The following is a 22,378-nucleotide window of genomic DNA, read 5'->3' on the forward strand; positions in this document are numbered from 1 at the left end:
CCCCCGTGCCGGCGCTGAACGCCCGTCCGCCCGTTCACCCCGACGGGTTAAATCCGTCGGGGAGGGCAACCTTGACGGAGTCCGGACAGATCCGGCGGGTCAAAGCAGTGTCCTAACCACACGTCACTCGGTTAGATGAGTGTGGACACCAGAACACCCCGCACACCCACGGGGGGCCGCTCGTCGGGATTCGCATCCGGCCTAGACGACGCTCCCGCGCTGAGCATGGTGAAGGTGCCGAGCGATCCGGCGCAGATCATCGTCAATCACGCGAGCTTCCGCGTGCAGCTGGGCGTGTCGGCGCGGCGTAACCAATCCCCGCGGATCGCCCGGCATGCGAGCGCCAGCCAGGACACCACGCGCGTCCCCGTCGTCGGGGCGGCGGGCAGGGCGGGTGCCGCCTCCGGGGCCCGCCGCCGACCCGTCGTCTGGAGCGGCCAGACCGCCCCCGACGACACCGGGGCCCACCGGCTGCTGCAGGCGGTGCGGGCAGGCAGCGTCGGCCACGGCGGACCGCCCGGGGCCGACGCCGGAGCCACCCAGGTCATCCCGCGGGTCGGCGGCGGCTACGACGGCGGCCTCACCGCGCAGACCCTGGAGACCCCGATCGTCGGCGCCCAGCGCGCCCCGGTCCCCGGCGAGCACCGGCTGCTTCCGCAGATGCGCACGGTCGGCAGCGCCTACGACGAACCCCCCTACGACGACGCCGAGTTCGAGGACTTCGGGGAGGCGCTCGCGGAGGCGGTCGAGCCGCGCGGCAGACGCCACGCCGGGGACGCGGACGCCTCCCGGCACGCCTACTACCCCGGTCGCCGGATGAACCTGGGCGTGGTGCTGCTCCCGCTGCGGATCTTCCTCGGCTTCATCTCCATCTACGCCGGCATGGGCAAGCTGTGCGACCCCGTCTTCTTCGACGGCGGCAAGCGCGGCTCCATGGTGAAGTGGCTCAACACCCTGCACCCGTGGGAAGTCGCCGAGCCGCTGCGCCAGTTCGCCCTGCACCACCCCGTCGGCTCGGGGCTCGTCATCGCCTTCCTCCAGGTCGTCGTGGGCGTCCTCACGGTCCTGGGCTGCTGGCAGCGGGTCGCGGCGGTGGTCGGTGCGGGTCTGTCGGCGGCGATCCTCGTCACCGTCAGCTGGAAGACCGCCCCGGTCTACGACACCCCCGACATCATCTGCCTCGCCGCCTGGTCGCCGCTGATCATCGCGGGCGCCCCGGTCTACTCCGTCGACGGCCGGCTGGCCGCCGGGGCCTGGCGCAGGCTCGGCCCCCGCTCCGACATCTGGGAGCTGCGCCGGTACGTCCTGCGCCGCGGCGCCCTGGTCACCGCGATCGCCGTCGGTCTCACGCTGCTGATCGGCGCGCTGCTGGGCGGCGCGGTCCGCGACGCCGACCGGGTCGTCGTCCCCGGCCCCGGCGAGGCCCCGCGCAACGAACTGCCCGGTGCGCCGCTCCCGGAGGAGTCCGGCAGCCACGAGTCGTCCCGCAGCCCCGAGGCGTCCACCTCGCCCACCCAGGGCGCGACCTCGGCGGCACCGACGGCCGGCACGGACAGCACGCCGACGGCCAGGGACACGGACACCGCCACCACGGGCGGTGCTCCCAGCCAGACCCAGGGGACCGCGGGCCAGGCCCCGCCGCAGCAGTCCGACCCCACGGGCGGTGGCGAGGCGCCCAGCACCAGCTCCGGTCCCGGGGCGGGTGGCGGGACGAGCACCTCCGGCGGTTCGACCGGGGGGACCTCGGGTGGATCGTCGTCGTCCGGTCAGCCGGGGCTGGTGGGCGGATTGCTGGGGTAGCGGTTCCGTTCGGAGAGCAGAAGCACCAGGTGCCGTGCGCTGTTGAGCGCACGGCACCTGGTGCTTGTGCCTCCAGGGGTGCGGGGAACTGCGCGAACGCCCCACCGGCCCGCACCCGGAGAACGGCCGAACCGTCAGCGACCCAACGCCGCCAACTCCTTCGCCGCCTCCGTCAGGTCCTTGGCCGTGTCGATGGCCCGCCAGTACGCCCCCTGCGGGATCGGGAAGCCGGCGAGCCTGCGCTCCCGCGCGAGGTGGGGGAACGTCGTCCGCTCGTGGTCCCCGCGCTCGGGGAGCAGACCGGCGAACTCGGGGGAGAAGACGTACACGCCCGCGTTGATCTCGTACGTCGTCGGCGGCGCCTCGATGAAGTCGGTGATGTGGCCGAAGCCGTCGGTCTTCACCGCGCCCCACGGGATCCGCGGCCGGGCCAGCGCGAGGGTCGCGACGGCGTCGCGCTCGGTGTGGAAGTCGGCCATCTCGCGCAGCGAGAAGCGGGTCCAGATGTCGCCGTTGGTGGCGTACCAGGGCCGGTCCGGGTGGGGGAGGCGCGCGGCCGCGTACTTGAGGCCGCCGCCGCGGCCGAGGGGCTCGGTCTCGACGACCGTCTGGACGTTCACCGGCAGGTCGGCGGTCTTCAGCCAGTCCTGGAGGACCTCGGCGAGATGCCCGCAGGAGACGACGACGTCGGTGACGCCCTCCTCGGCGAGCCAGGTGAGCTGGTGGCCGATGATCGGTGTCCCCGTGCCGGGGATCTCCACCATGGGCTTGGGCCGGTCGTCGGTGTACGGACGCAGCCGGGACCCCTGGCCACCGGCCAGGACGACGGCTTGCGTGGGGCGGGACGCGGCGTGCGGGTGAGTCATGGGCGCACTGTACGCGGCGCGCGTGTACGTGCCGTAAGAGGTACCCGTGGGCGGCCCGGGCGGTCCCCCGCCCGGTCGGGGGAGGGGGAGCCGCGCCGACGGGTGAGGGGTCAGCTGTGGGCCGTGAGGACGCCCGAGGCGAAGGAGGTGTCGCAGACCGGGCGGGCGTAGGACTGCGCGCGTGAGGGGCCGTAGATGCGGACCGCGGCGCGGCCCAGGGCGCGGGCGATGGACGTGCAGTGCCTCGCCAGCGACGGCTTGCCGTTCACGGCGGCCTGGAGGTGGGTCAGAGCGGTGCCCGGGTCCTTCTCCTGGAGCTCGGTCAGCAGCTGGTCGCGCAGGACGTCCTGCGGGGCCTGCGGGGCGCCGTGGGAGGTGCGGTGGGCGGTGGAGACGTCGGAGGCGGTGAGCACCGAGTCCGAGGGGTCTCCCGACCAGTTGACCCGGGTGACCGCGAGGGTTCCCGAGAGCACCATGACGACGGGCAGGACGAGGGCGAGCGAGCGGCCGATCCGGCGGGCTGGGCCGCCCTGGCCGCGTCGCGTGCGCTGGGTGGAGTGGTTCGCGGAGTGCTTCACGCGTGTGAGGGTAGCGCCCCGTAATCATCCGGCGACATTTGGTCACTCGGACGGGGGATGAAGTGGTGTCTCTTGTGGGGTAGTGGGTTGACGGTCGCCGGTCCGGCCGGGGTGAAATGTCCGGTGTGCCGGGGTGGGGGCGGGCAACGAGAAGGGCCCCGCAGCGGTCCGCGGGGCCCTCGTCGTCAACCGGCCCGGAATGTCCGGTTTCTCGAGTTCTCGGGTTCTCGGGTTCTCGGGTTGGTGGCTTCCTGCGCGTCAGTCGGAGAGGCGCGCACCCGTGGAGGTGGAGAACACGTGGGTCTCGCCGGCGCGCGGGACGACGTGCAGCGTGCTGCCCTTCTCCGGGACCTCACGGCCGCCGACGCGGACCACGAGGTCCTTGGCCTCGCCGCCGACCTGGGCGGTGCCGTAGACGAAGGCGTCGGAGCCGAGCTCCTCGACCACGTTCACGACGACGCCGAGACCGGTGTCGGAGTCGGTGGTCACGTCGAAGTGCTCCGGGCGGACGCCGACGGTGACCGTCTTGTCGGACGTGGCGGCGAGCGCGTCACGCTGGACCGGGACGACGGAGTTGCCGAACTTCACGCCGCCGTCGGCGACCGGGACCTCGACGAGGTTCATCGCGGGGGAGCCGATGAAGCCGGCCACGAACAGGTTGGCGGGCTTGTCGTACATGTTGCGCGGGGTGTCGACCTGCTGGAGCAGACCGTCCTTGAGGACCGCCACGCGGTCGCCCATCGTCAGGGCCTCGACCTGGTCGTGGGTGACGTAGACGGTGGTGATGCCCAGGCGGCGCTGGAGGGACGCGATCTGCGTACGGGTCGAGACGCGGAGCTTGGCGTCGAGGTTCGACAGCGGCTCGTCCATGAGGAAGACCTGCGGCTCGCGCACGATGGCGCGGCCCATCGCGACACGCTGGCGCTGACCGCCGGAGAGGGCCTTCGGCTTGCGGTCGAGGTACTCGGTGAGGTCGAGGATCTTCGCGGCCTCCTCGACCTTCTGCCGGATCTCCGCCTTGTTGACGCCGGCGATCTTGAGCGCGAAGCCCATGTTGTCGGCGACGGTCATGTGCGGGTAGAGCGCGTAGTTCTGGAACACCATGGCGATGTCCCGGTCCTTGGGCGGCAGGTGGGTGACGTCGCGGTCGCCGATGCGGATCGCACCGCCGTTGACGTCCTCGAGCCCCGCGAGCATGCGGAGCGAGGTGGACTTGCCGCAGCCGGACGGGCCGACCAGGACGAGGAACTCGCCGTCCGCGATCTCGATGTCGAGGCCGTCGACGGCGGGCTTGGTGGAACCGGGGTAGATCCGGGTCGCCTTGTCGAACGTGACAGTGGCCATGGCTCAGAGGCCCCCTTCTACCGGCAGGAACGTGCCGGACGATCCGTTGTAGGAAGGTGGTTGGTGTAGTCCACACGGGTGAACTGGCTCAGGACGCTACCTCGCGTCCGGCGGATCTGTCAGTACCCGGAGGCATGTGAACTTCGCGGAAATTTTCGACAGACCGCCCCGCCGACCTGGGTACACTGCACGGGCGCGGTCATGAACCCTGCCCGCGCACGCCTCCTTAGCTCAGCTGGTAGAGCACCGCTCTTGTAAAGCGAAGGTCGTCGGTTCGAGTCCGACAGGGGGCTCTTCCCTCGTTGTGGCGGACGGACGCCAGCCGGGCCGGCAGGTGACCGATCACCCGGACGGCCGCGTCGACGTCCGCCACGTGGGACAGCGCGCGGTGCTGCGCGTCGAGGCGCCGTTGATCTTTACCTGTTCTGTCACCAGTGCGCCCGGAATCCTGATCACCTCGCGGACGATACTTGCTGGTGTGAATCGGCTCCCGCGGTTTTCCGGTGCGCGGCGGGCGGTGTGGGCCTACGTCCGCAGCGCGCCCGGCACCTATGTGTGGCTGGCCGTCCTGTTCTTCACCACGGTCGCGCTGCACCACATGTCCCCGGAGTTCGAGCGGGAGTTCCTGCGGCAGCGGTCGACCAACCTGCACGAGCTGTCCCGGCACCCCGTGCGGGTGCTGATCGCGAGTGCGATGTGGATCGACGGCGGGTACTGGCTGCCGTACGCGGTGCTGTACTCCGTCTTCCACGCCCGGGCCGAGCGCTGGCTCGGGACCTGGCGCTGGCTGACGGTGTGCGTGGCGGCGCATGTGCTGGCGACCCTGGTCAGCGAGGGCGCGCTGCTCAAGGCGATCCGGGACGGGATGGCCCCGGCGTCCTCGGTCAACACCCTGGACGTGGGCGTGAGTTACGCGCTCGCCGGGGTGGCGGCGGTGCTCGGCTACCGGATCCGTATGCCGTGGCGATGGGCGTATCTGGCCGTCGTGCTCGGCTTCTTCGCGCTGCCGCTGGCCGCCGGGCCGACCTTCACCGACTTCGGCCACTTCGTCGCCGCCCTCGTCGGTCTCGGCTGCTATCCGCTGGTCAGAGGCCGCACGGGAGGGCGGCCGGGAGTACGGAATCCGAAGGAGACACAGGCCGTTTTGCCGGGTTAACGTCCGGCCATGAGCACCTTGGCGAGCGGTGTCGTGAACGGCGGGATCTCCTACTGGTACGCGGACGACGGACTCCCGGCCGTACGGGAGCCGCTCGGCGGTGACCGGTCCGCCGACGTCGTGATCGTCGGCGGCGGCTACACCGGACTGTGGACGGCGTACTACCTGAAGAAGGCCGCCCCCGACCTGAGGATCACCGTCCTGGAGCAGCGGTTCTGCGGCTACGGCGCCTCCGGCCGCAACGGCGGCTGGCTCTACAACGGCATCGCCGGCCGCGACCGCTACGCCGCCCTGCACGGCCACGAGGCCGCCGTACGGCTCCAGCGCGCGATGAACGACACCGTCGCCGAGGTGGTGCGGGCGCTCGCCGAGGAGGGCGTCGACGCCGACGTCCACGTCGGCGGCGTCCTGGAGGTGGCCCGCACCCCCGCGCAACTCGCCCGTCTGAAGGACTTCCACGCGCACGAGCTGTCGTACGGCGAGACCGACCGCGAGCTCTACGGCGCCCGGGAGACCGCCGAGCGGCTGCGGATCGCGGGAGCCGTCGGCTCGACGTGGACCCCGCACGGGGCGCGGGTGCACCCGGTGAAGCTGGTCAAGGGGCTCGCGGCGGCCGTCGAGGCGCTGGGCGTCGAGGTGCACGAGTCGACGCCGGTCACCGAGATCCAGGCCGGACGCGCCGTGACGCCGTACGGCACCGTGCGCGCGCCGTACGTCCTGCGCTGCACCGAGGGCTTCACGGCCGCGCTGAAGGGCGAGCGGCGGACCTGGCTGCCCATGAACTCCTCCATGATCGCCACCGAGCCGCTCACCGACGAGCAGTGGGCGGCCGTCGGCTGGACGGGCCGGGAGGCGCTCGGCGACATGGCGCACGCCTACATGTACGCCCAGCGCACCGCCGACGGGCGGATCGCGCTCGGCGGGCGCGGGGTGCCGTACCGCTTCGGCTCGCGCACCGACCACGACGGCCGCACCCAGCCCGAGACCGTCGAGGCGCTGCGGGAGATCCTCGTGGGCTTCTTCCCGGCGCTCGCCGGGGTACGGATCGCGCACGCCTGGTCCGGGGTGCTCGGCGTGCCGCGCGACTGGTGCGCCACGGTCACCCTGGACCGGGCGTCGGGGCTCGGCTGGGCGGGCGGTTACGTCGGCTCGGGCGTCGCCACCACCAACCTGGCCGGCCGGACCCTGCGCGACCTCGTGCTGCTGGACTCGGGCCGGGGCGGCAACACCGACCTCACCGTGCTGCCCTGGGTCGGCCACCGGGTCCGCCGCTGGGAGCCGGAGCCGCTGCGCTGGCTGGGCGTCCAGGGCATGTACGCCACCTACCGCACGGCCGACCGCCGCGAGACGCGGAGCCACAGCGCGGGGTCCTCACGGCTGGCCCGGCTCGCGGACCGGGTGGCGGGGCGGCACTGAGGGCTCCGCCGCCCGTGGCTGAGCGGGGGGTTTCGCCGTCACCATCAGGCCGGCGATCAGGCCCGCCAGGAGCATGATCCCGGCGGCCCACCAGATGGCCACCGTGTAGCCGTGGACGATGCCCTCGCGGGTGACCGCGGCGCGTTCGGCGGGGCCGGTGAGGTGGGCCGTGACGTAGGCGGCGCTGCTGGTGGTGGCGATGGTGTTGAGCAGCGCCGTCCCGATGGAACCGCCCACCTGCTGCGAGGTGTTCACGGTGGCCGAGGTGACGCCCGCGTCCTGGGGGGCGACGCCGGCGGTGGCCGTGGCGAAGACCGGCATGAAGGTCAGGCCCATGCCGAGGCCCATGAGCAGCAGCGCGGGCAGGATCTCGCTGGTGTAGGAGGAGTCCACCGTCATCTGGGTGAGGATCACCATGCCGCTCGCGGCGAGGATCATGCCGGGGACCATCAGGGCGCGCGGCTGCACCCGGCTCATCAGCCGGGCCGAGATCTGGGTGGAGCCGACGATGATCGCGAGGGTGAGCGGCAGGAAGGCGAAGCCGGTCTTCATGGGCGAGTAGCCGAGGATGACCTGGAGGTAGTAGGTCATGAACAGGAACAGGCCGAACATGCCGATGACGGCGAGCATCATCGTCAGCAGGCAGCCCGCGCGGTTGCGGTTCTTGAGGATGTGCAGCGGCAGCAGCGGGCTCGGGGCGCGGGTCTGCCACCACACGAAGGCCGCGAGCAGGACGGCTCCGGCCGCGAACAGCGCCAGCACGAACGGATCGCTCCAGCCGCGCGACTCGGCCTCGCTGAAGCCGTAGACGATCGTGAACAGCCCGCCGCAGCCCAGGACGACCCCGGGCACGTCGAGCCGGGCCGGGTGGCCGGGGGAGTCGTGCAGCAGGACGGAGGCGCCGACCACCGCGACGATCGCGATGGGCACGTTCACGTACAGGCACCAGCGCCAGTCCAGGTACTCGGTGAGCACTCCGCCGACGATGAACCCGATCGCGGCGCCGCTGCCGGCCAGGGCGCCGTAGACGCCGAAGGCCTTGCCGCGTTCCTTGGGGTCGGTGAACGTCGTGGTGAGCAGGCTGAGCGCGGAGGGTGCGAGGACGGCGGCGAAGACGCCCTGGAGGGCGCGGGCGCCGAACAGCATGCCCGGATCGACGGCCGCGCCGCCGAGCGCGGAGGCGCCCGCGAAGCCGATCAGCCCGATGACGAAGGTGCGTTTGCGGCCCACGAGGTCGGAGATCCGGCCGCCGAGCAGCAGCAGACCGCCGAAGGCGAGGGTGTAGGCGGTGATGACCCACTGGCGGTTGCCGTCCGAGATGCCGAGGTCCCGCTGGGCGGAGGGGAGCGCGATGTTCACGATCGTCGCGTCGAGGACGACCATCAGCTGGGCGAGGGCGATGATCACCAGCCCCCACCAGCGGCGGGGGTCCGGCTCGGTCGAGGTTTCACCTGTCCGGGTGACACTCATTTGCCCAGAAGACCACGAATCGGGAGGTAACGCATCCCTGTTCGACGGCTCGGGGCGGGGGGTGGGAGTGGTGCCGGTCAGGGGCGTTGTCAGTGGTGGGGTGCACGATGGGGGCATGGCGAGGCGAGCGAGCGGTGGCGCGGGAGTGAAGGGGGCGCGGCGGCCGGAGGTGCGGCTGCCCGCGCTGGAGGCGTACGGCGGAGGGGGACTGGAGCCCGACGGGGACTACGACGGGGTGGAGTTCCGCGAGCTGGACCTCGCCGGGCAGGACGGCGCGGGGGCCCGCTTCATGGACTGCGCCCTGACGGAGTGCGCGCTGGACGGCACGGGGCTCAGACACGCCCGCCTCCTCGACTCCGTCCTCACCGGCGTCCGGGGCGTCGGCACCGATCTCGCGGAGGCGACCCTGCGCGATGTCGAGCTGGTCGAGGCCCGGCTGGGCGGCACACAGCTGTACGGCGCCGTGCTGGAGCGGGTGCTGATCCGGGGCGGGAAGATCGACTTCCTGAATCTGCGGCAGGCACGGCTGCGGGACGTGGTGTTCCAGGGCTGTGTGCTCGTCGAGCCGGACTTCGGCGGGGCCCGGCTGGAGCGGGTGGAGTTCGTGGACTGCGCGGTGCGGGCGGCGGACCTCACCGCGGCGACCCTCACCGACGTCGACCTGCGCGGGGCGGCGGAACTGGGGATCGCCTCGGGCGTGGACCGGCTGTCGGGCGCGGTGATCAGCGCGGCCCAGCTCCTGGACCTGGCCCCGGTGCTGGCGGCGCAACTGGGGGTGCGGGTGGAGGGCTAGAGCGTGTCTCTTTGGGCAGGGAGCCGCCCGGAGGGCGCGCGGAGAGGGCGGCGGTCCCCGCGGGGTCAGCCGATGCGGGGGAAGCGGGCCTGGAGGGTCCAGATCGCCGGGTTCTCGCCCAGGTCCTCGTGCAGGTCGATCAGATCGGCGAGGAGGTCGTGGAGGAAGTCGCGGGACTCGCGGCGCAGCTCGGTGTGGGAGAAGGTCAGCGGGGGTTCCTCGGCCGGCATCCAGTCGGCCTCGACGTCCACCCAGCCGAAGCGGCGCTCGAAGAGCATGCGGTCGGTGGACTCGGTGAAGTCCAGCTCGGCGTACTGGGGGCGGGAGGCGCGCGAGCCCGCCGGGTCCCGGTCGATCTGCTCCACGATGTCGCACAGCGCCCACGCGAAGTCCAGCACCGGTACCCATCCCCAGGCCGTGGACAGCTCCCGGTCCGCCTTGGTGTCGGCGAGGTAGACGTCCCCGCAGAACAGGTCGTGCCGCAGCGCGCGGACGTCCGCGCGCCGGTAGTCGGTCTGCGGCGGGTCGGGGAAGCGGTTGGAGAGGGCGTAGCCGATGTCGAGCACGAGGGTGATGGTGTCATGCCCTCGTAGGATCGCGGTCGTGGCCCGATACGTGCGCTCCGCCCTCGTACTCCTCCTCCTCACCGCATGCTCGGGCGGTGGCGGACGCGGCGCCGACGGGGCGGCGGGCGTCGGCGACCCCTACTTCCCGAAGGCCGGCAACGGCGGGTACGACGTCACGCACTACGACCTCACCCTCGCCTACGACCCGGGGGGCCGGCCGGTGCTGACCGGCTCGGCGGCGATCACGGCCCGCGCCACCCAGGACCTCGACTCCTTCCACCTGGACCTGAAGGGACTCAGCGTCCGGAGGGTCACGGTCGAGGGCAGCAGCGCCGACTGGAACCGGGACGGCCAGGAGCTGAGCGTCCGCCCGTCCCGCGCGCTGGACCGGGGCGAGACGTTCCGCGTCACGGTCGACTACTCCGGCACCCCGCGGCCGGTCACCGACGCCGACGGCTCGCAGGAGGGCTGGCTGCGCACGGCCGACGGCGCCCTGGCCCTCGGGGAACCGGTCGGCTCCATGGCCTGGTTCCCCGGCGACCACCACCCCTCCGACAAGGCCTCGTACGACATCGCGGTCACCGTTCCGAAGGGCCTGACGGCCGTCTCCAACGGTGAGCCCGCCGGGGAGCGGACCGAAGGCGACCGCAGCACCTACACCTGGCACACCGCCGAGCCCATGGCGAGCTATCTCGCCACCCTCGCCATCGGCCGGTACACCGTCACCCGCTCCACGACGAAGGACGGCCTGCCGCTGTACGTCGCGGTCGACCCGACCCAGGTCGCCGCGAGCCGCGAGGTCCTCGCCCGGCTGCCGGAGGTCATGGACTGGGCACGGAACAACTTCGGCCCCTACCCGTTCGCCTCCGCGGGGGCGATCGTCGACCGCCCGGAGGACTCCGACTACGCCCTGGAGACCCAGAACCGCCCCGTCTTCCCCGGCGCCCCCGACACCGCCACCCTCGTCCACGAGATCGCCCACCAGTGGTTCGGCGACTCCGTCACCCCGAGGACCTGGCGCGACATGTGGCTCAACGAGGCCTTCGCGACCTACGCCGAGTGGCTGTGGGAGGAGGACGAGGGCGGCGCCACGGCGGAGGAGACCTTCACCGATCTCTACGAGCACGGCGAGGACGACTATCCGGACCTGTGGGACTTCCCGCCCGGCGACCCGCCGAGCGCCGAGGACATCTCGGCCGACACCGTCTACCAGCGCGGCGCGATGGTCGTCCACCGGATCCGGCAGACCGTCGGCGACGACGCCTTCTACGACCTCGTCCAGGGCTGGACCGCCGCCCACCGCCACGGCAGCGCGGACGCCGACGACTTCATGGCGTACGTCGAGCGGCAGGCGCCGGACGAGGACTTCGAGGAGATCTGGGACGACTGGCTGTACGGGGAGGGAAAACCGCACCTGGGGCGCTGAAGCGCTCAGCCCTCCTCGTCGGACCGCACGGACCGCACGGACCGCACGGACCGCTCGAACCGGTCGAGCAGCTCGGCGAGATGGGGCGGCCACACCGGCTCGGTGGGCGCGCGCAGTTCGTCCCGGGTCCACCAGCGCCAGGCGAGGATGCCGTCGGCGGCGTGGGCGTCGGCGAGGTGCGGTCCCGACGGCTCCCGGTGCGGGCCGTGGGCGACGTGGATGTGGTCGTGCTGGTGGACGCGGACGCCGAAGCGGGTGAAGTCGTGCTCCCAGGCACACAGCAGCGGTCCCGGTGCGAGGTCCGCCCACCCCGTCTCCTCGCGCAGTTCGCGCAGGGCGCCCTCGGCCGGCGTCTCGCCCTCCTCCAGCCCTCCGCCGGGCAGGGCCCAGTGCGGGCCGATGTCCTCGTTGTCGTACCGGAAGAGGAAGACGGCACCCGCGGGGTCGAGCACGGCGACCCGGGCGGCCTGACGGACCCGGCCGAGCCGTTTGCGCAGCACGGAGCACGGGCGGCCGTGTTGCAGATCGGGCCGGTGCCCGACGACCTCGTAGCCGAGGGCCGTCCAGAAGGCGAGGCCCTTGGGGTTGGCGTCGAGCACGGCGAGCCGTACGGCCGTACGACCGCGGGCGCGGAAGCGTTCCGCCAGGCGCTCGGCGATCCGCCGCCCGTACCCCTGCCCGTGCGCCCCCGCGTCGACCATCAGCAGCCCGATCCAGGGGTCCGGGTCGGCCGGGTCGGGATGCCGGTCCAGGGTGATCGCCACGCCGACCAGCCGCCCCTCGCTCCGCGCGAGCAGCACCTCCACCCCCGGCCCGGCCGACTCGTCCGCCAGCGCCCGCGCCACCTGCTCCGGCCGGATGTCGTCCGGATCCGGGAAGTCCCCGCTGAGCGCCTGGAACTCGCGGTTCGAGGCGTACAGCGCGGTGAGTTCGGTGAGCAGCGGGGCGGGGATGTCGTGGTCGGGTGAGAGGGGGAGCGGTTCGAGGATCACGGGCTGGTGGATCCTTTCCTTGTCGTCCGTCAGTCGTCCGTCAGTCGTGTGTCGGACGGGAGTCACCGGAGGAAGTACATGAACCGCAGGAGCACCGTGGGCATCGCCCTGTCCGTCGCCGGTCTCTGCGCGCTGATCGCACTGGCCGCCGTGTCGGCCGCGTTGGAGCTGTCCGGAGCGGTGCGCATGGGAGTCGTCGCCGTACTGGTCTGCGCCATCGCCGGGGCAGCGGCCGTACTCGGGGCCTCGGTGGTCAGCGGCAACCGCGAGTGAGGTCGGGCCTTCGGGCGCCGAGCGGGGCGTGATCCCCCGGGCCCCCGGGCTGCCTGCGCACGCACGAGGGGCCCCTGGTGTGAACCGGGGCCCCTCGGTGGCTCGATCAGCTGCTGATCAGGTGGCGATCAGCCGCTGGATCAGGTGCTGGATCAGACGTTGACGCCGAAGTCCTGGGCGATGCCGACCAGGCCGGAGGCGTAGCCCTGGCCGACCGCGCGGAACTTCCACTCCGCGCCGTTGCGGTAGAGCTCGCCGAAGACCATGGCGGTCTCGGTCGCCGCGTCCTCCGAGAGGTCGTAGCGGGCGATCTCGGCGCCGCCGGCCTGGTTCACGATGCGGATGTAGGCGTTGCGGACCTGGCCGAAGTTCTGCGAGCGGTTCTCCGCGTCGTAGATCGAGACCGGGAAGACGATCTTGTCGATGTCGGCGGGGAGGCCGGCCAGGTTGACGTTGATCGCCTCGTCGTCGCCCGCGCCCTCGCCGGTGCGGTTGTCGCCGGTGTGGACGATCGTCTGGTCCGGGGTCTGCTTGTTGTTGAAGAAGACGAAGTGGGCGTCGGAGTAGACCTTGCCCTGGTTGTTGACCGCGATGGCGGAGGCGTCGAGGTCGAAGTCCGTGCCGGTGGTGGTGCGGACGTCCCAGCCGAGGCCCACGGTGACGGCGGTCAGGCCCGGAGCCTCCTTGGTGAGCGAGACGTTGCCACCCTTGGACAGGCTTACAGCCATGGTTTGGGACCCTTCCCTCGGTTCAGGTACGGCAGAAAGCTACAGCTACCGGTATGAACGCCAAGAGGGGTACACAAGGTTCCAGGTCTCTTTGCTTTCTTTACCCGGGAATTTCGGATGACGCGAGCATGCCCGGCGGGCGACCATGGGGGACATGTCCGGTCCCTATCTCATCCGCGGTTCCGTCCCGCTCCCCGAGGCCGAGCTGGCGTGGCGTTTCTCGCGGTCCTCGGGGCCGGGCGGGCAGCACGTCAACACCAGTGACTCGCAGGTGGAGCTCCGTTTCGACCTGGCCCGCACCGAGGCCCTGCCCGAGGTGTGGAAAGCGCGGGCGCTGGAGCGGCTCGCCGGCCGTCTGGTCGACGGCGTGATCGTCGTACGCGCCTCCGAGCACCGCTCGCAGTGGCGCAACCGGGAGACCGCCGCCGTACGCCTCGCGGCGCTCCTCGCCGAAGCGACGGCGCCGCCGCCCAGGCCGCGCCGCCCCACCCGCATCCCCCGCGGCATCAACGAACGGCGGCTGAGGGAGAAGAAGGCCCGCTCCGACACCAAGCAGGGCAGGTCCGGCCGCAACTGGACCTGACCCGTCCCGGCACGGGCCGGCACGTCCCGGCACCCGGTACGGCTCTCCCCGCCTCGCCGCCCACCCCCACCGGTGTGACATTGGACCGCGGGGGCCGGCAGCGAGGAGCGACAAGATGGCCGTACGGCAGGCGGGGCAGGTCCGGCGGGTCGAGCTCGACGGCGGGGACGTCCCCCTGTCCGGTCTGCTCGCGCTTCCCTCGGACGGCGGACCGCCCCGCGCCGTCCTCGTCGCCCTCCACGGCAGCGGGATGGCCGCCGGCTACTTCCACGGCCAGGCCGACGCCTCCGTCTCCCTCCTCTCCCTCGCCGCCGACGCCGGCTATGCCGCGCTCGCCCTCGACCGCCCCGGTTACGGCCTCTCCGCCCGTTCGCTGCCGCACGGCCAGTCTCTCGTCGAGCAGGCCCGGTGCGTGCGGGCGGCCGTACGGGCGTACGCCGACGGACACGAGACGGGGGCCGGGACCCTGCTCGTCGGCCACTCGCTGGGCGGCAAGGTCGCGTTGACCGCGGCGGCCACGGCGGGCCCGGAGGACCGGCTCCTCGGCGTGGACGTCTCCGGTGTCGGCGCCCGCTGGGCCGTACCGCCCGACCGGCTGGCCGCCCTGCGGCACCGTCCCGACCCCCGGCTGCACTGGGGCCCGCTCACCCTCTACCCGCCGGACACCTTCCGGCTGGCGCGCCGCTTCCTCGCGCCCGTCCCTGCCCGGGAGGCCGAGGAGATCCCCTGCTGGCCCGGCCGGTACGCCGACGTGGTCCGCCGTATCCGCGTGCCCGTACGGTTCACCTTCGCGGAGTACGAGCGCCTGTGGGCCTGGGACCCGCCCGCCCTGCGCGAGCTGACCCGCTCCCTCACCGCCCCCCTGGTCCGCGTCGACCACGAACCGGACGCCGGCCACAACATCAGCCTCGGCCGCTCCGCCCGCCGCCACCATCTGCGCCTGCTGGACTTCCTGGAGGAGTGCCGGGCCCGGGCGGCCGCCTGAGGTCCGTCGTGCCGGGTGACGTACAGCTCCTCGCCGACGCGGCGGCGGATCTCGTCCGCGACCGATTGCACGGCGAAACGGCCGTCACCGCGGCCCTGTTCTCCGGAGGAGATGTCCAGGCGCCACGGACCGGAGCGGAACAGCGTGCCGTCGAGAAGCCGGTCGATGTCGAAAAGGGCCATCAGGAAGCCGAACGGGCGGTCGCCGTCCATGATCGGACGGGGTCGGGCGGCACCGGGGTGCACAGCGGCCTCGGCGAAAGACTTCACCACGTGCGACTGCGAATTCCCGCTCGGGTGCGACCTTCACCGCGAGAGCCGCGTCGAGACGGGCGGCGGTGATTTCTTCGAGCCTGAGAGAAGCCCCTGATGAGTTCGTCGTCCGGGGAAAGCAAGTCGGCCGGCCACCGTCCGGCCGCTGAATTCCGTTCAGCCCAACTGCCGGTACCGGCCGCGGAAATACAGCAGCGGACCGCCGTCCGCGCTCGGCATCCTCGCCTGCAGCACCCGCCCGATCACGAGCGTGTGGTCGCCCGCCGCCACCCGCTGCTCGGTCCGGCACTCCAGGGTGCCGAGCGCCCCGCCCACCAGCGGAGCCCCGGTCGCCTCGCCGCGGACGTACGGGATGTCCTCGAAGAGCAGCCGGTCGCTGAGCCGGCCCTTCATGGCGAAGCGGCCGGCGATGTGCCGCTGGCTCTCGGAGAGCACCGACACCGCCCACAGCGGCTGTTCGTCCAGCAGGTCGTCCATCCGGGAGCCCGTGCGCAGGCTGACCAGCACCAGGGGCGGCTCCAGGGAGACCGAGAGGAACGCCGTCGCCGTCATGCCGGCGTACTCGCCGTCCGGCGCCCCGGGGTCGTCCGGGTCCAGCGGCGGCTCCTGCGCGGTCACCAGGACCACCCCGCCGGCCAGCCGGGACATCACGGCGCGGAACTCTTCGCTGCTCACTCCCCCAGAATGCCCAAAGGCGGGGAGGGCGGGGGTCTTCAGTACGTCGGTAGCCACGTCCGGAACGCTAGTGCCGATGCCGGGCCCGCCACATCGGACCTCGGTCCGAGTAGGGTCGTAGGTCCGTGGACCGATTTGTTGTGTGCTCGGTCGTGCACTTCCTGTTAGGGAAACCCCCAGGGAAAACACAGAAACTCCACTCAAATGTTCAGGTTCGTCTGTGACTTGAGTCACAAGACGCATTAATTGTTGACCCTGTGTACCGAGTGGGCAGCGCGCTGTGATTCAGTGGCGGAGGTGTCACTAGGACATACGCAACGGACTGGAACGACAGAAACGAACGTTACGCCGAAGACAACCCTTGATTCGCTGCGAAGTCTCGGGGGGAGGGCGAAGCATGGAGACCGAGTCGGAGCCGTACGTCCGCCTTGCGTCCCTGCGACAGCTGCACCAGGCCATGGCCGAGATGAACACGGCCCGCAGCCTGGCCGAAACACTGCAGACCGTCGCCGACGGCGTGGTCACCGCACTGGGCTACGAGCTCGCGTGCGTCAACCTCGTGCGCCCCGACGGGGACCTCGTGGTGGCCGCCTTCTCGGGGAACCCCGCCGCCGAGGCCCTCATCACCGGCCGGGTCGGCTCCCGTGAGTCCTGGGAACGCCGGCTGGGCATGGGCGAGGCCTGGGGCGACCTGATCTTCATACCCCACACCGAGGGCTGGATCCTCGACGACGACGACGTCCCGCAGTGGTACACCGACGGGCCCGCCCCCCGCTTCGAGGACGAGCGGCACCCCTCCGACCGGCTCTTCGCCCCGATGTACACCCCCGCCCCGCCCGGCAGCGGCGGCACCTGCGGTGAGCTGATAGGCGTCCTGTCCGTGGACCGGCCGCGCAACGGCCGCCTGCCCGGCGCCTGGGGCCGCGAGGCCCTCCAGATGTACGCCTTCCAGGCCGCCATCGCCATCAGCAACGCGCGTCTACGTGCGAACATGCAGCGGGCACTGGTCCGCCTCGAACGGGAGCAGCAGGCCCTGCGCGCCAGCGAGGAGTCCTTCCGCCAGGCCTTCGAGTACGCCCCCTCCGGCATGGCGATAGCCGAGATGGGCGGCGACCAGCACGGGCGGATCCTGCGCACCAACGACGCCCTGTGCCGGCTGCTCGGCCGCCCCGCCTCCGCGATGCGCCGCTACGCGTTCTCCGACCTCGTCCACCCCGAGGACATAGGCACCCTGCTCCGCACGTCCGCCGAGGGCGGGCGCGCCGAGCTGCGGCTCGGCCGCCGGGACGGCACCTACGTCTGGGTCAGCCTCCGCAACTCCGTCGTCGCCGACGCGGCCGACGGGCCCCGCTTCCTCCTCACCCACGTCGAGGACATCGAGGAGCGCAAGCGCCGCGAGCTCCAGCTCGCCCACCGCGCCTCGCACGACTCCCTCACCGGCCTGCCGAACTCCGCGGAGCTGCGCTCGCGGCTGTCGGCCCGGATCTGTTCGCGCCCCCAGTCGACGCACCCGGCCGCCGCCGACGCCATGGACCAGACGTACGGCCACCCCGCCTTCGACGCCAACGGCCACGGCTTCGACTACCGCCCGGCCGGCGCCGAGTCCTACGACGGCTACGACCACCACGTCCACACCGCCGCCCCCGAGGACGCCGCGCGCGACGACGGCACCAAGGGGCTCGCGGTCCTCTTCTGCGACCTCGACGGCTTCAAGTCGATCAACGACCGGTTCGGGCACAACGCGGGGGACGCGGTCCTCATCGAGGTCGCCCGGCGGCTGTCGCGGGCCGTCCGCGACGGCGACACCGTCGCCCGGCTCGGCGGCGACGAGTTCGTGATCCTCGCCGACGGCCTCGGCCGCGCCGACGCCGCCGACCTCGCCGTGCGCCTGCGCAACGAGATCATCCAGCCGATCCGCGCCGAGGGCCGGGCCGTCCGGGTGGGCGCCAGTTTCGGCATCGGGTGGGCGCACTGCGGGATGACCGCCGACGAAGTCCTGAAATCCGCCGACGAGCGGATGTACGTCGAGAAACGATCTCGTCCCAAACAGCACCGACGTGCGGGGTGAAACGGCGATGAAGGGCCAGGTCAGCGCCCGGGTCGCCGAGATGGTGCGATCCGGGTCACCCGTTCGGGGCAGCTGGACCGGGTAGGCTCGCCATTCGCACCTTGCAACGCATCAGCCCCGCACCTGTTGAGGAGTACGAAGGGATGACGCCCGGCAACAACGGCGCGAGTACGCCCGAGGACGACGACCCGTTCGGCTACCTCTACGCCGACGGCCAGGCCAACGGCGCCCAGCCGCCCTCCGGTGGCTACGGCTACCCGGGCTCGGTCAACAGAGTGCGTCCGGTGGGTGAGCGCCAGTACGGCCAGCCGCAGCAGCAGACCGCGCAGTACGGCCAGTACGGCCAGCCCACGGTGCCCCAGCAGGGCGCCTACGGCCAGCCGGGCGCGAACTACGGCGGGCCCGAGACCTTCCCCGGCGCGGGCGGCCCGACCGGCCGTCAGCAGCCCGTACCCGGCGGCGGTGGCGGCCGGGGCCGTGGCCCCAACACCAAGGGCCTGCTGATCGGCGCGGTCGCGGTGGTCGCCGCGGTCGTGATCGGGATCGCGGTGGCCATGGCCAACGGCGACTCGGACACGGGCGACAACAACAACGCGAGCGGCCAGGTCTCCCCCTCGGCCTCCACGTCGACGAGCGCCTCCCCGAGCGAGTCCTCCAAGAGCGAGCCGGGGCAGGAACTGCCGACCATCGACGCCAAGGCCCTGAAGCTCGACGGCGGCGCGTCGCTGGCGTCCGACGTCAAGGGCGCCGCGGCGGACGGCGGGATCTACGTCAACAACCTCAACAACCAGGGCGCCTCGGTGACCTGGACGGTCAACGGGATCCCCTCGGACGGCACCTACACGGTCTTCGCGCACTACAGCACCGCCGGTGAGGACCAGTCGATGACGCTCACCGTCAACGGCAAGGTCTTCGGCAGCAAGTTCAACATGGAGAACTACGCCCACGCCAAGGACGGCGACTTCGCCAACGGCTGGACCACGACGTACTCCTGGCCCACCCTCACCAAGGGCACGAACACGATCAGCCTGTCCTGCCAGGGCGGCGACAAGTGCAACGTCCTGCTCGACCAGCTGTACCTGAAGGCCGGTCAGGTCAAGCGCTGAGGCGCTCACGCCGCCGTGGCCTCCCCCGTCACCGTGATGTGGTTCAGGAGGTCCTCGTACGTGGTGCGGTCGAAGTCGCCTGTCGTCGGGGTGTGGAGCGTCGCCGCCGAGAGGGCTGCCGCTCGGGTCAGGCGGGCCGGCCAGGGGAGGCCTTCGGCCAGGGCCGAGAGCAGGCCTGCCGCGACGGAGTCGCCGGCGCCCGTCGGGTGGCCGGGGACGCGGGTGGGCGGGGTGGCGCGCCAGCGGCCCTCGGGGGTCGCGGCGATCAGGCCGTCGGGGCCCAGTGAGACCACCACGGACTGGGCGCCCCGTCGGCGCGCGTCCTGAGTCGCTCTCAGCGGCTCGTGCGAGCCGGTGAGTTCGGCCAGTTCGTCGGCGGTCGGTTTGACCAGGTCCGGGCGCGCGGCGACGCCCCGGCGCAGCGGCTCCCCGCTCGTGTCCAGCAGCACCGGCACCCCCGCCGACCGCGCCTTGCGCACCAGCCCCGCGTACGCCCCCACCGGCACCCCCGGTGGCAGAGTCCCGCACAGGGCGACCGCGTCGGCGTCGGCGACCAGATCCTCGTACGCCTCCTGGAAGGCGGACCACTCGGCCGGGGTGATGAGCGGGCCGGGTTCGTCGAGCCGGGTGGTGTCACCGGTGCGGGTGTCGACGACGGCGACCGTGCGGCGGGTGGCGCCGGAGACGGGCAGGAGCGCGTCGGCGATCACCATCGGGAGCCGTTCCCGGACGACCCGCCCGGTTGCCCCGCCCGCGAAACCGGTGACCGCCACCTCGTGGCCCAGCGCGGCCAGCACCCGCGCCACGTTCAGCCCCTTGCCGCCCGCACGCTCCGTCACCTCCGTCACCCGGTGCGCGGTGTGCGGCCGCAGCGCCGGGACGCGGTACGTGATGTCGAGAGCGGTGTTCAGTGTGACCGTGAGGATCACCTGTGCCGACCTCCCCCGAGCGATGCCGCGTGCGCGTGACTGTTTCCGGGGCCCGATCATGCCAAAAGGACGGCGACCGGCCCAGACCCCCGGTCGGTCACCGTCCTCGGCGGAGGGGGGCTTTTCAGCCGAGGTGGGGTTCCACCACCCAGTCGCCCTGCCGCATCACGCCCTTGACGTCGAAGTTCTCGTCGAGAAGGACCAGGTCGGCGTCCTTGCCGGGCTCCAGGGAGCCCACGGTGTCGAAGAGGCCGAGCACCCGGGCCGGGGTCGCGGACAGCGCGGTGACGACGTCCTCCACCGGGATCCGGTCGACGGTGACCGCCCGCTTGAAGGCGCGGTCCTGGGTCAGCGTCGAGCCGGCGATCGCGCCGCCCGCCACCAGCCGGGCCACCCCGTCGCTGACCTCGACCTCCAGCGGTCCCAGCAGATAGCGGCCGTCGCCGATGCCGGCCGCGTCCATCGCGTCGGTGATGAACGCCACCCGGTGGGCGCCCGCGTGACGGAACGCCAGGGCCAGGGAGGCGGGGTGCAGATGGGTGCCGTCGTTGATCAGTTCGACCGTGATCCGCTCGTCCTGGAGGAGGGCGGCGATCGGGCCGGGCGTGCGGTGGCCCAGCGGCGGCATCGCGTTGAAGAGGTGGGTGGCGACCGTCGCGCCCGCCTCGATGGCCTGAACCGTCTGCTCGTACGTCGCGTCCGTGTGCCCCACCGCCGCGATCACGCCCTGCTCGACGAGCAGCCGTACGGAGTCCAGGCCGCCCGGGAGTTCGGTGGCGAGGGTGACCATGCGGGCCGCGCCGCGCGCCGCGTCCAGCAGCTTGCGGACGTCCGCCGGGTCGGGGTCGCGCAGCAGCGCCTCGGAGTGGGCGCCCTTGCGGCAGGGCGAGATGAACGGGCCCTCGAAGTGGATGCCGGCCAGGTCGCCCTGCTCGGTCAGCTCGCTCAGCAGGCCGGCCTGGCGGACCAGGACGTCCATGTCGTCGGTGACGGTGGAGGCGACGAGGGTGGTGGTGCCGTGCCGGCGGTGGGTGCGGATCGCCCGCTGCACGTCGTCCGCCGTGCCGGAGAAGGAGGCTCCGCCTCCGCCGTGGTTGTGCAGGTCCACGAAGCCGGGGACCAGCCAGTGGCCTCTCGCGTCGATGACGTGGGCGTTCGCCGTGGAGGTGCCGGTGATGTGTCGGCCGTGGACGGCGATCTGGCCGTTCTTGACCGTTCCGGTGGGCATGACCACGTTGGCGCCGGTGAGGAGCAGGGGGGTGTCGGCCGTCGCGGGGCGCGGGAGCGTTGTGGTCGGTCGCGCAGTTCCCCGCGCCCCTGGGGGCGTTGCGGTCACGCGGTTACCTCCGAACTGTCGAGGGAGTGGTGGAGGAGATCCCAGGCCAGCAGGCCCGCGCCGCGGCAGCCCGCGGTGTCGCCCAGGGCCGCCGGGACGATCTCCGGGAGTTTCTGGAAGGTGATCCGGGCGCGGACGGCGTCCCGGAGGGGGGTGAACAGGGTGTCGCCCGCCTCCGCGAGGCCGCCGCCGATGACGAGGGTGCGCGGGTCCAGCAGGGTGAGGGCGGTGACCAGGCCGTCGGCCAGGGCGTCCACCGCCTCTCGCCAGACCCGGACGGCGTTCGGGTCGCCGGACGCGACCGCCTCGGCGCAGTCCGCCGCGTCCGCCTCCGGGTCCCCGCAGGCCGCCGCCCAGGCCTCGGACACCGCCGCAGCCGAGGCGAACCGCTCCAGGCAGCCGCGCTGCCCGCAGGGACACGGGGTGCCGCCGGGCCGTACGACGACGTGCCCGATCTCACCGGCGAAGCCGTGCGCGCCCGCCTCGACCCGGCCGTCGACGCCGATGGCGCCCGCGATGCCGGTGCCCAGGGCCACGAACAGGAAGCGGTCCGCGCCCCGGCCCGCGCCGACCCGGCCCTCGGCGAGTCCGCCGGTGCGGACGTCGTGGCCGAGGGCGACGGGGGTGCCGAGCCGCTCGGTGAGGAGCGTGCGCAGGGGGACGTCCCGCCAGCCCAGGTTGGCCGCGTAGACGGCGGTGCCGTCCGTCTCGTCGACGATGCCGGGGACCGCGACACCCGCGGCCGCCGCGGGCTCGCCGAGCCGCTCGACGCCGAGTGCGCGCAGGTCGGCGGCGAAGCCGAGGATGGCGTCCACCACCGCGTCGGGGCCGCGCTCCCGGCCGGTGGGCCGGCGGTCCTGGTGCAGGAGGGTGCCGTCGGCGCCGACCAGCGCCGCCTTCATCCCGGTGCCGCCCACGTCGAGGGCGATGACATGTCTCACGGGAACAGTGTGGACCGAGGAACCGCGAGAGGTCTAGTCCACTTACCCGTCTTGGCGGTACGGTGCCGCCTCATG

21 protein-coding genes, 1 tRNA gene and 1 pseudogene are annotated in these 22,378 nt (G+C 72.4%); 11 read left to right on the plus strand and 12 right to left on the minus strand.

Annotated features, from left to right (window positions below):
• Positions 1–135 precede the first annotated feature (135 nt).
• The gene (locus U5640_RS24995; protein WP_340377977.1) at positions 136–1,800 is read left to right on the plus strand and encodes a DoxX family membrane protein; all 1,665 of its coding nucleotides are present in this window, start codon (positions 136–138) and stop codon (positions 1,798–1,800) included.
• A 134-nt stretch (positions 1,801–1,934) separates the two neighbouring features.
• On the opposite strand, the gene U5640_RS25000 is transcribed toward U5640_RS24995, so the two are convergent.
• The 3 genes from U5640_RS25000 to ugpC form a co-directional block, all read right to left on the minus strand.
• Complete coding sequence (locus tag U5640_RS25000; protein ID WP_340377978.1) at positions 1,935–2,666, minus strand: nucleotidyltransferase family protein; 732 nt, start codon at positions 2,664–2,666, stop codon at positions 1,935–1,937.
• A gap of 110 nt (positions 2,667–2,776) precedes the next feature.
• Positions 2,777–3,244: a hypothetical protein gene (locus U5640_RS25005; protein ID WP_340377979.1), complete on the minus strand. Its 468-nt coding sequence runs from the start codon at positions 3,242–3,244 to the stop codon at positions 2,777–2,779.
• Between the two features lie 258 nt (positions 3,245–3,502).
• Positions 3,503–4,588, minus strand: coding sequence for a sn-glycerol-3-phosphate ABC transporter ATP-binding protein UgpC (gene ugpC, locus U5640_RS25010; RefSeq protein WP_067251618.1), 1,086 nt, complete (start codon positions 4,586–4,588; stop codon positions 3,503–3,505).
• A gap of 220 nt (positions 4,589–4,808) precedes the next feature.
• On the opposite strand from ugpC, the gene U5640_RS25015 reads away from it, so the two are divergent.
• The 3 genes from U5640_RS25015 to U5640_RS25025 all read left to right on the plus strand — a co-directional run bounded on the left by U5640_RS25015 (position 4,809) and on the right by U5640_RS25025 (position 7,160).
• Positions 4,809–4,881 (plus strand) — tRNA-Thr (locus tag U5640_RS25015).
• A gap of 185 nt (positions 4,882–5,066) precedes the next feature.
• On the plus strand, positions 5,067–5,744 hold the full coding sequence (locus tag U5640_RS25020) for a rhomboid-like protein (protein ID WP_340377980.1): 678 nt from the start codon (positions 5,067–5,069) through the stop codon (positions 5,742–5,744).
• 9 nt (positions 5,745–5,753) lie between these two features.
• Positions 5,754–7,160, plus strand: coding sequence for an FAD-dependent oxidoreductase (locus U5640_RS25025; RefSeq protein WP_340377981.1), 1,407 nt, complete (start codon positions 5,754–5,756; stop codon positions 7,158–7,160).
• On the opposite strand, the gene U5640_RS25030 is transcribed toward U5640_RS25025, so the two are convergent.
• Positions 7,116–8,630 carry an MFS transporter gene (locus U5640_RS25030; protein ID WP_340377982.1) on the minus strand — a complete coding sequence of 505 codons (1,515 nt, stop codon included), beginning with the start codon at positions 8,628–8,630 and terminating at the stop codon, positions 7,116–7,118. The genes U5640_RS25025 and U5640_RS25030 overlap by 45 nt on opposite strands.
• A 115-nt stretch (positions 8,631–8,745) precedes the next feature.
• On the opposite strand from U5640_RS25030, the gene U5640_RS25035 reads away from it, so the two are divergent.
• On the plus strand, positions 8,746–9,423 hold the full coding sequence (locus U5640_RS25035) for a pentapeptide repeat-containing protein (RefSeq protein WP_340377983.1): 678 nt from the start codon (positions 8,746–8,748) through the stop codon (positions 9,421–9,423).
• Between the two features lie 65 nt (positions 9,424–9,488).
• On the opposite strand, the gene U5640_RS25040 is transcribed toward U5640_RS25035, so the two are convergent.
• Positions 9,489–9,989, minus strand: a complete 501-nt coding sequence (locus U5640_RS25040) for a hypothetical protein (protein ID WP_340377984.1) — start codon at positions 9,987–9,989, stop codon at positions 9,489–9,491.
• A gap of 7 nt (positions 9,990–9,996) precedes the next feature.
• Here U5640_RS25040 and U5640_RS25045 point away from each other — a divergent pair, with 7 nt between their 5' ends.
• Entirely contained in the window at positions 9,997–11,415 is a 1,419-nt protein-coding gene (locus U5640_RS25045) for a M1 family metallopeptidase (protein ID WP_340385312.1), read from the plus strand.
• Between the two features lie 5 nt (positions 11,416–11,420).
• Here the strand turns inward: U5640_RS25045 and U5640_RS25050 are convergent, their stop codons facing one another.
• Positions 11,421–12,407 carry a bifunctional GNAT family N-acetyltransferase/NUDIX hydrolase gene (locus U5640_RS25050; protein ID WP_340377985.1) on the minus strand — a complete coding sequence of 329 codons (987 nt, stop codon included), beginning with the start codon at positions 12,405–12,407 and terminating at the stop codon, positions 11,421–11,423.
• 78 nt (positions 12,408–12,485) lie between these two features.
• Here U5640_RS25050 and U5640_RS25055 point away from each other — a divergent pair, with 78 nt between their 5' ends.
• The gene (locus tag U5640_RS25055) at positions 12,486–12,680 is read left to right on the plus strand and encodes a hypothetical protein (protein WP_340377986.1); all 195 of its coding nucleotides are present in this window, start codon (positions 12,486–12,488) and stop codon (positions 12,678–12,680) included.
• A gap of 152 nt (positions 12,681–12,832) precedes the next feature.
• Here the strand turns inward: U5640_RS25055 and U5640_RS25060 are convergent, their stop codons facing one another.
• Positions 12,833–13,408, minus strand: coding sequence for a TerD family protein (locus U5640_RS25060; RefSeq protein ID WP_340377987.1), 576 nt, complete (start codon positions 13,406–13,408; stop codon positions 12,833–12,835).
• Positions 13,409–13,553: 145 nt separating this feature from the next.
• Between U5640_RS25060 and arfB the strand changes: the two genes are divergently transcribed.
• Positions 13,554–13,991, plus strand: a complete 438-nt coding sequence (gene arfB, locus U5640_RS25065; RefSeq protein WP_067251600.1) for an alternative ribosome rescue aminoacyl-tRNA hydrolase ArfB — start codon at positions 13,554–13,556, stop codon at positions 13,989–13,991.
• 115 nt (positions 13,992–14,106) lie between these two features.
• Positions 14,107–14,976 carry an alpha/beta hydrolase gene (locus tag U5640_RS25070; protein ID WP_340377988.1) on the plus strand — a complete coding sequence of 290 codons (870 nt, stop codon included), beginning with the start codon at positions 14,107–14,109 and terminating at the stop codon, positions 14,974–14,976.
• Here U5640_RS25070 and U5640_RS25075 read toward each other — a convergent pair.
• Together U5640_RS25075 and U5640_RS25080 are read right to left on the minus strand one after the other, a co-directional pair.
• Positions 14,976–15,318 (minus strand): annotated as a pseudogene (locus tag U5640_RS25075) (GNAT family N-acetyltransferase); the annotation flags it as partial. The gene U5640_RS25070 and the pseudogene U5640_RS25075 sit on opposite strands and share 1 nt — an antisense overlap.
• An 86-nt stretch (positions 15,319–15,404) precedes the next feature.
• On the minus strand, positions 15,405–15,923 hold the full coding sequence (locus U5640_RS25080) for a flavin reductase family protein (RefSeq protein ID WP_340377989.1): 519 nt from the start codon (positions 15,921–15,923) through the stop codon (positions 15,405–15,407).
• A 397-nt stretch (positions 15,924–16,320) separates the two neighbouring features.
• Between U5640_RS25080 and cdgB the strand changes: the two genes are divergently transcribed.
• On the plus strand, positions 16,321–17,991 hold the full coding sequence (gene cdgB / locus U5640_RS25085) for a diguanylate cyclase CdgB (protein ID WP_340377990.1): 1,671 nt from the start codon (positions 16,321–16,323) through the stop codon (positions 17,989–17,991).
• A gap of 143 nt (positions 17,992–18,134) precedes the next feature.
• Entirely contained in the window at positions 18,135–19,097 is a 963-nt protein-coding gene (locus U5640_RS25090; protein WP_340377991.1) for a carbohydrate-binding protein, read from the plus strand.
• 5 nt (positions 19,098–19,102) lie between these two features.
• Here U5640_RS25090 and U5640_RS25095 read toward each other — a convergent pair whose 3' ends face one another.
• The 3 genes from U5640_RS25095 to U5640_RS25105 all read right to left on the minus strand — a co-directional run bounded on the left by U5640_RS25095 (position 19,103) and on the right by U5640_RS25105 (position 22,303).
• Positions 19,103–20,026 (minus strand): 1-phosphofructokinase family hexose kinase, encoded by a 924-nt coding sequence (locus U5640_RS25095; RefSeq protein ID WP_340377992.1) that lies wholly within the window; start codon positions 20,024–20,026, stop codon positions 19,103–19,105.
• A gap of 124 nt (positions 20,027–20,150) precedes the next feature.
• Positions 20,151–21,281, minus strand: a complete 1,131-nt coding sequence (gene nagA, locus U5640_RS25100; RefSeq protein ID WP_340385314.1) for an N-acetylglucosamine-6-phosphate deacetylase — start codon at positions 21,279–21,281, stop codon at positions 20,151–20,153.
• A gap of 77 nt (positions 21,282–21,358) precedes the next feature.
• Positions 21,359–22,303: an ROK family protein gene (locus U5640_RS25105; protein WP_340377993.1), complete on the minus strand. Its 945-nt coding sequence runs from the start codon at positions 22,301–22,303 to the stop codon at positions 21,359–21,361.
• Positions 22,304–22,378: the final 75 nt, after the last annotated feature.

Origin of the sequence: Streptomyces sp. SS7, assembly GCF_037993025.1 — a bacterium.
Taxonomy (GTDB): Bacteria; Actinomycetota; Actinomycetes; order Streptomycetales; family Streptomycetaceae; genus Streptomyces.